General features: G+C 60.8%; 11 protein-coding genes and 1 tRNA gene. 4 read left to right on the top strand and 8 right to left on the bottom strand.

From position 1 onward, the window contains the following. Positions 1 to 190: 190 nt before the first annotated feature. Positions 191 to 1483 (bottom strand): UDP-N-acetylglucosamine 1-carboxyvinyltransferase, encoded by a 1293-nt coding sequence (murA, locus tag FKV68_RS03370; RefSeq protein ID WP_180940135.1) that lies wholly within the window; start codon positions 1481 to 1483, stop codon positions 191 to 193. Positions 1484 to 1647: 164 nt separating this feature from the next. After that, complete coding sequence (locus FKV68_RS03365) at positions 1648 to 1872, bottom strand: hypothetical protein (RefSeq protein ID WP_180940134.1); 225 nt, start codon at positions 1870 to 1872, stop codon at positions 1648 to 1650. Between the two features lie 150 nt (positions 1873 to 2022). On the opposite strand from FKV68_RS03365, the gene FKV68_RS03360 reads away from it, so the two are divergent. Beyond that, a tRNA-Thr gene (locus tag FKV68_RS03360) sits at positions 2023 to 2097 on the top strand. 219 nt (positions 2098 to 2316) lie between these two features. Here the strand turns inward: FKV68_RS03360 and FKV68_RS03355 are convergent. Then, a complete protein-coding gene (locus FKV68_RS03355; protein ID WP_180940133.1) occupies positions 2317 to 3939 on the bottom strand; it encodes an ABC-F family ATP-binding cassette domain-containing protein in 1623 nt (540 codons plus the stop codon). A 240-nt stretch (positions 3940 to 4179) separates the two neighbouring features. Here FKV68_RS03355 and FKV68_RS03350 point away from each other — a divergent pair, with 240 nt between their 5' ends. Together FKV68_RS03350 and FKV68_RS03345 are read left to right on the top strand one after the other, a co-directional pair. After that, complete coding sequence (locus FKV68_RS03350; RefSeq protein WP_180940132.1) at positions 4180 to 4686, top strand: DUF2380 domain-containing protein; 507 nt, start codon at positions 4180 to 4182, stop codon at positions 4684 to 4686. Positions 4687 to 4834: 148 nt separating this feature from the next. Next, positions 4835 to 5041, top strand: a complete 207-nt coding sequence (locus tag FKV68_RS03345) for a hypothetical protein (RefSeq protein WP_180940131.1) — start codon at positions 4835 to 4837, stop codon at positions 5039 to 5041. Here the strand turns inward: FKV68_RS03345 and FKV68_RS03340 are convergent. Beyond that, positions 5010 to 5222 (bottom strand): hypothetical protein, encoded by a 213-nt coding sequence (locus FKV68_RS03340; protein ID WP_180940130.1) that lies wholly within the window; start codon positions 5220 to 5222, stop codon positions 5010 to 5012. The genes FKV68_RS03345 and FKV68_RS03340 overlap by 32 nt on opposite strands. 351 nt (positions 5223 to 5573) lie before the next feature. Here FKV68_RS03340 and FKV68_RS03335 point away from each other — a divergent pair, with 351 nt between their 5' ends. Continuing rightward, positions 5574 to 7856, top strand: a complete 2283-nt coding sequence (locus tag FKV68_RS03335) for a methyl-accepting chemotaxis protein (RefSeq protein ID WP_180940129.1) — start codon at positions 5574 to 5576, stop codon at positions 7854 to 7856. 124 nt (positions 7857 to 7980) lie between these two features. Here the strand turns inward: FKV68_RS03335 and pncB are convergent, their stop codons facing one another. From pncB to FKV68_RS03315, 4 genes are all read right to left on the bottom strand, one after another. Continuing rightward, positions 7981 to 9285 carry a nicotinate phosphoribosyltransferase gene (gene pncB / locus FKV68_RS03330; RefSeq protein WP_180940128.1) on the bottom strand — a complete coding sequence of 435 codons (1305 nt, stop codon included), beginning with the start codon at positions 9283 to 9285 and terminating at the stop codon, positions 7981 to 7983. A gap of 372 nt (positions 9286 to 9657) precedes the next feature. Then, positions 9658 to 10020, bottom strand: coding sequence for a hypothetical protein (locus tag FKV68_RS03325; protein WP_180940127.1), 363 nt, complete (start codon positions 10018 to 10020; stop codon positions 9658 to 9660). 151 nt (positions 10021 to 10171) lie between these two features. Beyond that, positions 10172 to 10771 (bottom strand): bifunctional nicotinamidase/pyrazinamidase, encoded by a 600-nt coding sequence (gene pncA, locus FKV68_RS03320; RefSeq protein ID WP_180940126.1) that lies wholly within the window; start codon positions 10769 to 10771, stop codon positions 10172 to 10174. Positions 10772 to 10887: 116 nt separating this feature from the next. Further along, positions 10888 to 12075 carry a polysaccharide biosynthesis/export family protein gene (locus FKV68_RS03315; protein ID WP_180940125.1) on the bottom strand — a complete coding sequence of 396 codons (1188 nt, stop codon included), beginning with the start codon at positions 12073 to 12075 and terminating at the stop codon, positions 10888 to 10890. Between the last annotated feature and the right edge of the window lie 151 nt (positions 12076 to 12226).

The following is a 12226-nucleotide window of genomic DNA, read 5'->3' as shown; positions in this document are numbered from 1 at the left end:
AACCGCAACGGTTCCACGCGCATTACAGCAAGTCCACGAAAAGTGTGTAGCCGTTTTCCGTCCGGACTTGCGCCGTTTCAAAAGCTGACGCGACGAAAACGCGCGGGAAGTGGTTTTCCGCGCGCATCCGCTTCTGTTTTCCTCGCAACGGCCCATCTTGCAATCTGGATAAGCCCGTTCCTCCGGGAACTTAATCGCTGACACGCTCCACATGCGCACCGCAGCGGGTAAGTTTCTCTTCCAGGCGCTCGAAGCCGCGATCGAGATGGTAGACGCGTGAAACCATGGTTTCGCCCTCGGCCGCGAGCCCGGCAATGACGAGCGAGACGGAGGCGCGCAGATCGGTCGCCATCACCGGCGCGCCCTTCAACCGGCTCACCCCTTCGATCTTCGCAGTCTGGCCGGACAGCGAGATCTTCGCGCCGAGCCGCGCCAGCTCCTGTACATGCATGAAACGGTTTTCGAAGATCGTTTCCGTGATGTGGGAAACACCGCTCGACTTGGTCATCAACCCCATGAACTGGGCCTGCAGGTCGGTCGGGAAGCCCGGGAAAGGATCGGTGACGATATCGACGGGCTTGATGCCGGCGCCGTTGCGAACGATGCGAATGCCGCTGTTAGTCTGGCTGATCTCGGCCCCCGCCCGCCGGATCGCTTCGAGCGCCGTATCGAGAAGCGCGGCATCAGTATCTTCGAGAATGACGTCACCGCCAGTCATCGCAACGGCCATGGCGTAGGTGCCGGTCTCGATACGGTCTGGCAGCACGCGATGGCGCGCACCGGAAAGGGAGCGTACGCCCTCGATGGTGATCGTGCTCGTGCCTTGGCCGGCGATCTTCGCGCCCATGGCGTTGAGGCACTTGGCGAGATCGACGACCTCGGGCTCGCGAGCGGCATTGCCGAGCACCGTCGTGCCGTTGGCGAGCGTCGCAGCCATCATCAGCACATGCGTGGCGCCGACCGAAACCTTCGGGAACACGTAGCGCCCGCCGATGAGCCCGCCCGCTGGCGCCGTCGCGTTGACGTAGCCGCCGTCGATCTCGATATTGGCGCCGAGCGCAGTCAACCCCTCGATGAAGAGATCGACCGGTCTCGTGCCGATGGCGCAGCCGCCCGGCAGCGACACGCGCGCCTTGCCTTCACGGGCGAGCAGCGGCCCGATGACCCAGAAGCTGGCACGCATCTTCGATACGAGTTCATAGGGGGCGGTGGTGTCGACGATGTTGCGGCTCGTGAAATGGATCGTGCGGGCGTAGCTCTCGCCCTGGCGCTCACGCCGGCCGTTGACGGAAATATCGGCGCCATGGTTTCCGAGGATGCGGATCAGTTGCTCGACGTCGGCAAGATGCGGAACGTTTTCCAGTGTCAGCGTATCATCGGTGAGCAGCGACGCGATCATCAGCGGCAGGGCCGCATTCTTGGCGCCGGAAATGGGAATGACCCCGTGGAGTTCGTTGCCGCCTACAATCCTGATGCGATCCATGAGGCCTCTTGAACGGGCTCGAGCCCGCCTTTCCATAAATTCAGTGTTGTTTGAAGGCGTCTCTTATTGGAGATGCCATGAAATTAGAAGTGCCCTGAAATGCGGGCCTGCGGGCGACAACCGGGAATCCCGGAAGAATTCACGACAATCGTCCTCATCTCTGTCTAATCGTCCGATTCGTCCGTTTTTGCGGCAGGCAATCCGGATGCCTCGTCGGCAGCGCCGGCGCGGCGCGCGCGCATCTGCTGCTTGCGGCGCTGGAGATTGTCGCGCAAGTTCCTTGCGAGCCGCAACCGCTTGGCGTCCGCCTCCACGCTGCGCCCGGCACCCTTTGCCGCCTTCGGCCCCTGCTGCCCCTGCTGCTTGTCGTCATCGTCCTGCATGGTCATGCATTAGCGCAAAATCAGGACCTTCGAAAGCATGAGGGCGATTTCTGATGGATCAGGTCAAAAACTTCGAAATGCGGCTTGCGCTCGCCCCAAAGCTATGGCAATAGGCGCCTCGCTTGATGCGGCTTGTCACAAACCGGCCGCCGGAATGCTGCTATAGCTCAGGGGTAGAGCACTCCCTTGGTAAGGGAGAGGCCGAGAGTTCAAATCTCTCTAGCAGCACCAGCTATCCCCTTGAAATCCCTGAAGACCTTGCATTTATAAGGCTTTCTGTTCGCTCGTTATCCCGAAAGTGCTCCGCCCTTCCGCGATAACGAGACCGAACTTCGGGAGGCGCTTCGCGCTGACAGATGCCGGTTTCTTCCGCTACGAACAATTTGCGCCGGTCACAATATTCACCCAGGCGTTTATCAGCCTCGGTGGAGATCACGGAGGCGCCGCTCATCACCCGCGCAGCCCCGGCGCTTCCTGTCCAGTGCGCTCCACGTATTCGATGTAACCACCGCCATATTGATGGATCCCGTCCGGCGTCAACTCCAGCACCCGGTTGGAGAGTGCCGACAGGAAGCGGCGGTCGTGTGAGACGAACAGCATGGTGCCCTCGTAGGCCGAGAGCGCCTTGATCAGCATCTCCTTCGTGTCGAGGTCGAGATGGTTGGTCGGCTCGTCGAGGACCAGGAAGTTCGGCGGGTCGAACAGCATCGCCGCCATCACCAACCGCGCCTTCTCGCCGCCGGAGAGCACCCGGCACCGCTTCTCGACGTCATCGCCGGAAAAGCCGAAACAGCCGGCCAGCGCCCGGAGCGGCGCCTGCCCTGCCTTGGGAAAGCGTTCCTCCAGCCATTGCAGTATGGTGCTGTCGCCGTCGAGCAAATCCATGGAGTGCTGGGCGAAATAGCCGAGCTTGACGCTTGCGCCGAGCGACACGCTGCCCTTGTCCGGCGTGGCGGTGCCGGTGACGAGCTTCAGCAGCGTCGACTTGCCGGCGCCGTTGATGCCCATGATGCACCAGCGTTCGCGCCGGCGCACCATGAAGTCAAGGCCGCCATAGATCGTCCGGCTGCCGTAGGCCTTGTGGACATTCTTGAGGTTGACGACGTCTTCGCCCGAGCGCGGCGCCGGCATGAATTCGAAGGCGACCGTCTGGCGGCGGCGCGGCGGCTCGACGCGGTCGATCTTTTCAAGCTTCTTCACCCGGCTCTGAACCTGCGAGGCGTGCGAGGCGCGGGCCTTGAAGCGCTCGATGAACTTGATCTCCTTGGCTAGCATGGCCTGTTGGCGTTCGAACTGGGCCTGCTGTTGCCGTTCGTTCAGCGCCCGCTGCTCCTCGTAGAAGCCATAATCGCCCGAATAGCTCGTGAGCGAGCCCCCGTCGATCTCGATAATCTTGGTGACGATCCGGTTCATGAACTCGCGGTCGTGGGACGTCATCAGCAGCGCGCCGTCATAGCCCTTCAGGAAATCCTCCAGCCAGATCAGGCTTTCGAGATCGAGGTGGTTGCTCGGTTCGTCGAGCAGCATGATGTCCGGGCGCATCAGCAGGATGCGGGCGAGCGCCACGCGCATCTTCCAGCCGCCCGACAGCGTGGCGACATCGCCGTCCATCATCTCCTGGCTGAAGCTCAGTCCCGCCAGAACCTCGCGGGCACGCCCCTCCAGAGCGTAGCCATCAAGCTCCTCGTAGCGCGCCTGGACCTCGCCATAGCGTTCGATGATCGCATCCATTTCATCCAGGCGGTCCGGATCCGACATCGCCGCCTCGAGCTCGCGCAGCTCCGCCGCCACCGCGCTAACCGGTCCTGCCCCTTCCATCACCTCGGCGACGGCCGACCGTCCCGCCATCTCGCCGACGTCTTGATCGAAATAGCCGATCGTCATGCCCTTCTCGACCGAGACCTGTCCCTCGTCGGGCAGTTCCTCGCCGGTGATCATCCGAAAGAGCGTCGTCTTTCCCGCCCCGTTCGGGCCGACGAGACCGATCTTCTCGCCGCGGTTCAACGCTGCCGAGGCTTCGATGTAGAGGATGCGGTGGCTGTTGGACTTGCTAATATTATCGATACGGATCATGGGGAAGACGGCCTGGTGGGGGTTGCGGGGGCCCCTATGCCACGGCCAGGCGCCGCTGTCACGCGAACTGGGATCTTTTGTCGGCAACGTTTGCCGCGCCGATTGACGCGTTGCCAGCATCGACCAAGGCTGCGCGAAGTATCAGGGCCGTGGTCCAAGCGTCGGATTTCCGCTGCGTCAATCGTGATCTGGGTGTTCAGGCCGTGTACAATGGCCGTCCCGTTCGTGGGAGGACCGACCATGCGCATTCGCATATTGACTGCCCTTGTGGCGCTGATTGCCGGCACCTGCCCATTTGCGCAGGCTCAGCAAAAAGGGCCAATGTCGATCGAGGTGTTTCCTTTCGAATTGGAGGACAAGAGCGCTGGGGCAGGAATAATCGCCCCGGATGACTACGACAGGCGCTATCTGGTGGAATCGGCAAAAGTTGCGAAGGACATGCTCTCAAAGTCCGGGCGTTTTTTAATAGTTGACGTGCGAGCGGAGAATGAACAGGCGGCTGCGCCGCATGGACTGAGGAATTGCGGGGGCTGTGAGGCCCCGATTGCCAAAGCGCACGGCGCGTCCCTTGCGTTGCTGGGTGTCGTAACACGCGTGAACCGAACAGAACACACGATGTTCATTCGCATCCTTGACGCCGAAACCGGAAAGCAGGTTTCAGCGGGTTTTACCAATCTTCGCATGGGCGCGAACCATGCGTGGCCCCGCTCGGCGAAATGGCTGATGACAAACAGAATTTTACGGTAGGGCGACGCAATGGCTTCCTGAAGAGGTCAGGCACACGGGTTCTCCAGATGAGCAACGCGGCGCGAAGAGCCTGCCAATTGCTACTCGGGCACCGGTCAACCGCAGAAACCTCTACCAAACGCGCCGCACGTCGCTTAAGCTTCTTCTTATGGACGCTCAGAGATACGATCTGAAAGAGGAACCGGACGGCTCCTGGACGGTAATCGACAAGGAAACCGGGCAGGTGGCGGAGCTGAACGGTGAGCGGCTGGCGCACCTCGATATCCATCTGGCGAACGAATATCTGCCGCTGTTGAAACTCCGGGATACTGTTTCCGGCCTGATCAGGAAATCCGGTGACGAGGGGCCGGCCTGAAATCGGCGAGCTGTGCCAGAAGCTGGTCGCAGGTGAATTTCTTCCTGCCCATCAGATCGAGGATGCGGCGGGCAGCCTCATTGGCCTCCACACCATCCCTTCCGACGTTATGCAGAGCGCACCAGACATCCAGGGCCCCGCGCATGACATCGACATCATCCGGTGAATAGGCTTGACGCACGAACCCCTCCCAAGGTGTGTACCTCAACACATTCATTAGCGGCATCATGGGACATTTTGGGGCAAATTCAAGAAAATACTGAGGTACCCCAATAAGTCATACGATTGCGGGCTGCCGATGCCTTTTCGGCACTTGGTCGGCCCTTGGTCAGCACCTGGCGGGCCCTACCAAGACCCGCGCAGCGCACCTTCGAAGATCCGAAAAATGCGCATTTGCGCCATGCGTGCCACGCCGTCATCAAATCGTAAAACAAATCCGTATAACTCGCCCCCGCGGCAAACCCGCCGGATGCATGACGCGTCACGACTTGCCTCTTCGGCATTTGATCTTCTTCCAAGATACGGTGTTGTCATGCGTTTATCCGTGAAGCTTCCGCTCGCAGCGGCGGGTCTGGCCGTCCTTTCCATCGCCGCTACCAGCTTCGCCAGCCTCACGGTCAGCGGCAGCATTTCCTCTCAAGCGGCAGTCGAGAAACTCGAAGCCCTGGCGGATGCCCGGCGCAACGAATTGCGCCATTACCTGACGACGATCGAAAACGACTTGCGCAATCTGCAGGCGCAAAAGACGGTCGCGAAGGCATTGAGCGATCTCGGCAGTGCAATGGCCGGGATCGGCAACGATGCTCAAGCCGAACTTGCGCGGCGCTATGTGACGGCCAACCCCAACGCCGAGGACAAGCGGGCACTGCTCAGCTCCGCCGGAAAGGACAAATATGACGAGCTGCACGGCCGCTACCATCCGTTCTTCCGACGGTTCGCCGAAGAACACGGTTACAGGGATGTGCTGCTCGTCAATCTCAACGGCGACGTGGTCTATACGCTGAACAAGAAAGGCAATTTCGCGGTCAATCTCTCGCAGGCGCCGTGGAAGGACGCGGGCCTTGGCCGGATCTTCAAGGCAACGGCGGAAGGCACCGACAAGAACAGCCTTGCCTTCGCCTCCTACGAGAGCTACGGCCCGCTTGGCGAAAGACCATCCGCCTTCATTGCCATTCCGATCGCCTCCCTCGACGGCAAGATCGGTTCACGCGTGCTCGAAATGCCCGACGCAATGATCGGCCAAATCGTCGGAAACACGACAGGTCTCGGCGAAGCCGGCGAGACGATCCTCCTCGACGATCACGGTTTCTTCCTGACGGACAGCAGCAGGACGACTGAAAACGACATGTTGCGAGCGCGGGTGGACCAACCCGCAGTCACCGAAAGCGATGGGATCGCGAGCAGCGCGCTGCCGGAATTCCGCGGCGAAGAAGCGCGAATGGCGGCGACCGCTCTCGATGCCTTCGGCACCCGGTGGACTGTCGCAGCCGTCATGACCTCCCGCGAGGCTTTCGCGGCGGTGACGGTGCTACGCAACTGGACATTGCTGTCCGCGCTCATGGTTCTGATTGCTGCAATCGTCACCGCAATCTGGTTCTCACGCCGGCTGACAGATCCGATCTCGGCTCTGGTGAAGGATATGAATCAGCTCGCCGAAAGCGATACGGCGATCGCTTGCACGGGCCAGGAGCGCAGGGACGAAATCGGCGACATGGCCCGCTCCGTCGTCGTCTTCCGCGATGCGGCGATTGACCGGGTGCGCCTCGAGATGGAGGCGGAAGAGACGCGGGCATCGATCGAGGACGAGCGACGGGCACACGAAGTCGCTCGCATGGACGAAGCCCGCCACATCGGCGAAGCAGTCGACGAGCTGGCGACAGGGCTCGAACGACTTTCGCTTGGCGACCTCAGCACCTGCATCGACCAGCCATTCGTCGAAGGACTCGATCGCCTGCGCCTGGATTACAACACGTATCTCGACCGTCTCGCGCTGACGCTCCGCGATGTAAAGGCAAGAATCGCCCACATCCACGGCGACGCCGGTGAAATGCGCGACGCAGTGGACCAGCTTGCAAAGCGAACGGAGCATCAGGCTTTGTCTCTGGAGCAAGCCGCCGCGGCGCTCGGAACAATCACGCTTACCGTGCGACGAACCGCCGAACATGCCACCTCCGCGACTGAGATCGCAGCCGCCGCGAAGGAGAGTTCCGATCAGTCCAGCGATGTCGTGAACGATGCGGTTGACGCCATGGGCAGGATCGAAGCCGGCTCGCATTCGATTTCGCAGATCATCGGCGCGATCAACGATATCGCATTCCAGACCAATCTCTTGGCGCTGAATGCCGGCGTCGAGGCCGCGCGCGCCGGCGAGGCAGGCAAGGGCTTCGCGGTCGTCGCCCACGAAGTGCGCGAGCTTGCCCAGAAATCCGCCGTCGCGGCCCGTGAAATCAAAACCATCATCACCGCCTCCGCAAACGAGGTGGCGAATGGCGTTTCGCTCGTGCGGGCGGCAGGCGACGCGCTTGGCCGCATCTCCGGACAAATCCACGCAATCAACGACCAGATATCGGAGATCGCCGCCGATGCGCGCGCCCAGGTTAGCGGCCTTCAGGACGTCAACGAGACCGTGCGCGAACTCGACCGGATGACACAGCAAAACAACGCGATGGTCGAAGAAAGCACGGCGATGACGCATCGGCTCTCGAACGAGGCGTCCGGCCTCTCGGAACTCGTCGCGCAGTTCCGCATCGCCTTCGACCAGCCCATTGAGATCGGTTACGCTACCGGCACCGAATTCCTCCGCCGGCGCGCGTGATGGCCGCCACGACGACCTTAACGCAAGCTTAAGATTCTATTGCTAGATCTGACAATGCGATGATGGACAATCGCAATCCCCTTCTTGAAACCGGCGCTTGCCGGTTTCTTTTTTTGGGATGGGTTCAGACCTTGACGGTCTGCTCGACGAAATCCTCGGTCCCGAAGAACTTCAGATAGCGCTGCACTTCCTTCGGATCTCCGGTCGCCTTGCGCGGATTGTCCGAAAGCTTGACCGCGGGCCGGCCATTCGCCTCGCTCACCTTGCAGACGATCGATATCGGATTGAGGCCGCTGATTTCGGTCGGCGCGCAGCCGGCGAAATCGTTGGTGAGGTTGGTTCCCCAGCCGAAACTCATGCGCACGCGACCCTCGAAGTGGCGATAGGTCTTGATGATCGTATCGACGTCGAGCCCGTCGGAAAAGATCAGCAGCTTTTCTCGCGGGTCGCGGCCCATCTTCTTCCACCAGGCGATGATCTTCTCGCCGCCTTCGATCGGCGGTGCGCTATCCGGTCGAAAACCGGTCCAGTCCGCCACCCATTCCGGCGCGTCGCGCAGGAATGCCGCGGTCCCGAAGGAGTCCGGCAGCACGATCAGCAAATTGCCGCCATAGAGCTGGTTCCAGTCCTGCAGGACCTTGTAGGGCGCTGCGGCGAGCTCCTTGTCGTTACGCGCAAGCGCCGCCGCCACCATCGGCAGTTCATGCGCATTGGTGCCGAGCGCCTCGAGATCGGTATCCATCGCAAGCAGGATGTTGCTGGAACCAGAAAACGAGCCGCCGATCCCCTCCTTCAGTGCCTCGACGCACCATCGCTGCCAAAGAAAGCTGTGCCGGCGGCGCGTGCCGAAATCGGAAATGCGCAGGTCGGGATATTGCCGCAGCTGCTCGACCTTCGACCACATCTTGGCCTTGGCGCGCGCATAGAGCACGTCTAGCGTGAAGGGGCCGAGGCCTTTCATCGCGGCGCGCGAGCGCAGCTCATTGATGATCGCCAGCGCCGGAATCTCCCACATCGTCGTTTCGACCCAGCGGCCGCGAAAGGTCAGTTCGAACTGGCCGTCGCGGCGCGACAAGTCATATTCGGGCAGCCGGAACTTGGCGAGCCAGGCGAGGAATTCCGGCAAGAAGATCTGTTTGCGCCCGTAGAACGTGTTACCGGCGAGCCAGATCATCTCCTTCTTGCTGAAGCGCAGGGTGCGCGCGTGATCGAGCTGGTCGCGCAGCTCCTGTTCGTCGATCTCCTCGGCAAGGCGCACGGTCTTGGTGCGATTGATCAGCGAAAAGGTCGCGTCGACGTCCGGATAGAGCTGCCAGATCATCTGCAGCATCAGGAGCTTGTAGAAATCCGTGTCCAAAAGGCTGCGGATGATCGGATCGAGCTTCCAGGTATGGTTATAGACCCGCCGCGCGATATCGGTCTTTGGCATCTGCGACTACGCTCCTTCTGGATCACCGCTGCATGTTTCCTTAAATCGAAGCCGATCCACGGAAAAACATGCAGCAATTCAAAGTGCTACAGCGAGCTTTGTGCGTCTGCAAGACACTTGGCGCTGTCGTTGGCTCGGCTGAGGAGGCCATTGCGATCGATTGACCGTTCGGAACGATCGCGCTTCGGCGCCTAGTCAAACGAATTGATGGCGTCACTCGTGTTTCTGACAAGGCCCATATCGTCCGCACCAGCGGGCCAGCACCGGGTGCAGGAACTGGCAGCTGTTCCCTCATTTCCAAGGCGGCAAGGACGCTGCCGCTTTCTGCAGATGGCGGCGGCCTGGCGACCGTTTTGGCTGCTCGTGCGGATTTTAGTCTATCCGCGGGCAGCCGGGCTCGTTTGCAAAAGTTACGCGATTGCGCTCTCCCCTACGCCCTGTCCCCCTCACCTCGATGGCGTATCTCGTCGTTCGCCCTACCCTGGGGCTCCGAAGATATTGCCGAGACAGATAGAGCGCCTCGCGTTTGGTGCATTGATATCCCTCACGATAGCGCTCGCGATAATATCGCCGCGGTCGATACTCGTCATAGTATCGCGGGCGATAGTCGTCGTAGTAACCTTGGCCGTCCGGACCGATATAAAGTTCGAAGTCTTGGGGAAAACCGACCGTCGGTGCCATCGACGTGGCGACTATCGCGGTCGCGAGAAAAAGCCTGACCCGTATACGTGCCATCTCGAAGCTCCTGTCGTTATGACGCGCGATTGTAGAGCTTCAATGATGAATGCGGGCAGAACGTTCCGATCGAGCGTATCCGATGCTGCGGGACAATAAGGGAACTCTGCAATCGAATTGACGGGCCACAGCCGGGGACGAAGCCTTGCCCCTAGATCAGCTTAACACCCGCATCGCGCATGCGCTCCGTCATCGCGGCAAGCGATCCGTTCAGATCGATGCCGCGGCAGGCTCCGAGCACAACGGAGGTCAAAAAGCCCTGAGCGACCGCATCGAGCGCCGAAAAGGCGACGCAGAAATCGGTCGCAAGACCACAGAGCGAGACCTTGGAGATGTCACGCTCGCGCAGGTAGCCGGCCAGGCCGGTGGGGGTCCGGTGATCGTTCTCGAAAAAGGCGGAATAGCTGTCGATCTCGGCGCGGAATCCTTTGCGGACCACCAGCTCTGCCGTCGTCCATTCGAGATCCGGATGGAATTCAGCGCCCGGGCTGCCCTGAACGCAGTGATCGGGCCAGAGCGTTTGCTCGCCGTAGGGCATCGTGACCGTGGCAAAGGGCGCCCTGCCCGGATGGCTCGATGCGAAACTGGAATGGCCGGCCGGGTGCCAGTCCTGCGTGAGGATGACATGGGCCGACTGCTGGATGAGGCGATTGACGATGGGCACGATTTCATCGCCGCCGGCAACGGCAAGGGCACCGCCGGGGCAGAAATCGTTCTGCACATCGATGACGATCAAGGCTTCCTTGGCCATGGGACCTCCTCGCGATCCAGCCGGACCGCACCGGCCATCGACAAAATCGATTTAAACCGAAGATCAATCACAGAATTTGCTTGGCAGCAAGCAGGTTGGCTTGCCGCCGAACTCCGTCAGTTCTGCAGATCGTCGAGGTTGTCCGCGATGTTGACGCCCGTATTGGCTATGCCGATCGGCCGCGCGACGAAGTCGAGGAACTTCGAAATATCGACGGAGGGATGACGCGATGCATAGATCACATCGCGATTCTTGATCGGGAAGGTTTGGCCGACGATCAGGCTATCCGGGTTGGTCATGTTGAAACGATAGACGATCGGATAGCGCCCGACGCTGTCGGGCTTCATGCCCTTGCTCAGCATCGTGTTGAACCGTTCCCGTCCTAGCAGGCTCATGACGATATCCGGCTCTTCGTAGCGGAAGATGAAATAGCCCTTGGCATCGACAGTGCGGTCCGAGCCGCCGCCCGCGAGCGCCACGGCTTCGAGCAGGTTCAGGTCATTGGCACCGAACTCGACGCGCTGGTTCGCCCTGACCTGGCCAAGGATCGTGAACGTGCGCGGATCCCGGGTCACGAAGACCTGGTCGCCCGGCTTGACATGAATGTTTTCCGACGGGTTTTCGATGATCGATTTCAGCAGGACCGTTCCGGTCTTCTTGCCGCGCACAAGCGTGACATAGGTCTCGTAAGGCTGCGCCGACGGACCGCCGGCCTTGGCGATGACTTCGTTGATCGACTCGCTGACGAGGTTCAACGGCACGACGGATGGACGGCCGACTGCGCCGGAGACGGTGACGATGCGCGATGCCGTGGACGTGCTCGTCACGATGACATCGGGCTCCACGGCCTTCTGCTTCAGTGCTTCGAGAATTGCCTGGCGCGCCTGTTCCAGCGTCAGGCCGGCAAAGCGAACCGGACCGACATAGGGAATGGCCGCCTTGCCGTCAGGCTGAACAACAAGATCGATGTTGGTCTGCTTCGATTCCGTTGTGGAAAACAGCCCGTCGCTGCCTGCCTCGAAGATCGATATTTTCAGCTGATCACCGACGCCGATGACCACCTGACCGACACCGCCGCCAATGCCGAAGCGCCGGCTGAGCGTCGTGGAAACGTAGTCCGAGACCAACCGTGCCGATTGGCCATCAACGTCGACAATGTCAAAGACGGTCGCATTCTTTCTGCCGATCTGCGCCCCGGACTGGCCGGCATCCGCGACGATATCGGTTGTGAGAGGGCCTTCTCCCGGCACGGCCTGACATCCCGCAAGCGCGGTGCAAAGCAGAAGGGCAGTCACTCGTTTCACTACGATACTCCGTATTCGGCACAGCGATGATACTGCTTACAGATCTGCGCCGTATGTTTTCCCGGCAGGGAATCCGCCGGTCACTGCAAAGCACAATCGCCGTGCCACAACAAGCCACCTCACCACCAGGCAACCAAAATATTCGGCACTG

The organism is Sinorhizobium mexicanum (genome assembly GCF_013488225.1).
In the GTDB taxonomy this organism is placed as follows: Bacteria; Pseudomonadota; Alphaproteobacteria; order Rhizobiales; family Rhizobiaceae; genus Sinorhizobium; species Sinorhizobium mexicanum.
The sequence above is the reverse complement of the archived record's forward strand: the minus strand, read 5'-3'. Positions and strand labels throughout refer to the sequence as shown.

Coding starts and splice junctions, on each gene's coding strand:
- murA (WP_180940135.1), bottom strand. CDS start 1,483: ATGGATCGCATCAGGATTGTAGGCGGCAACGAACTCCACGGGGTCATT.
- FKV68_RS03365 (WP_180940134.1), bottom strand. CDS start 1,872: ATGACCATGCAGGACGATGACGACAAGCAGCAGGGGCAGCAGGGGCCG.
- FKV68_RS03355 (WP_180940133.1), bottom strand. CDS start 3,939: ATGATCCGTATCGATAATATTAGCAAGTCCAACAGCCACCGCATCCTC.
- FKV68_RS03350 (WP_180940132.1), top strand. CDS start 4,180: ATGCGCATTCGCATATTGACTGCCCTTGTGGCGCTGATTGCCGGCACC.
- FKV68_RS03345 (WP_180940131.1), top strand. CDS start 4,835: ATGGACGCTCAGAGATACGATCTGAAAGAGGAACCGGACGGCTCCTGG.
- FKV68_RS03335 (WP_180940129.1), top strand. CDS start 5,574: ATGCGTTTATCCGTGAAGCTTCCGCTCGCAGCGGCGGGTCTGGCCGTC.
- pncB (WP_180940128.1), bottom strand. CDS start 9,285: ATGCCAAAGACCGATATCGCGCGGCGGGTCTATAACCATACCTGGAAG.
- FKV68_RS03325 (WP_180940127.1), bottom strand. CDS start 10,020: ATGGCACGTATACGGGTCAGGCTTTTTCTCGCGACCGCGATAGTCGCC.
- pncA (WP_180940126.1), bottom strand. CDS start 10,771: ATGGCCAAGGAAGCCTTGATCGTCATCGATGTGCAGAACGATTTCTGC.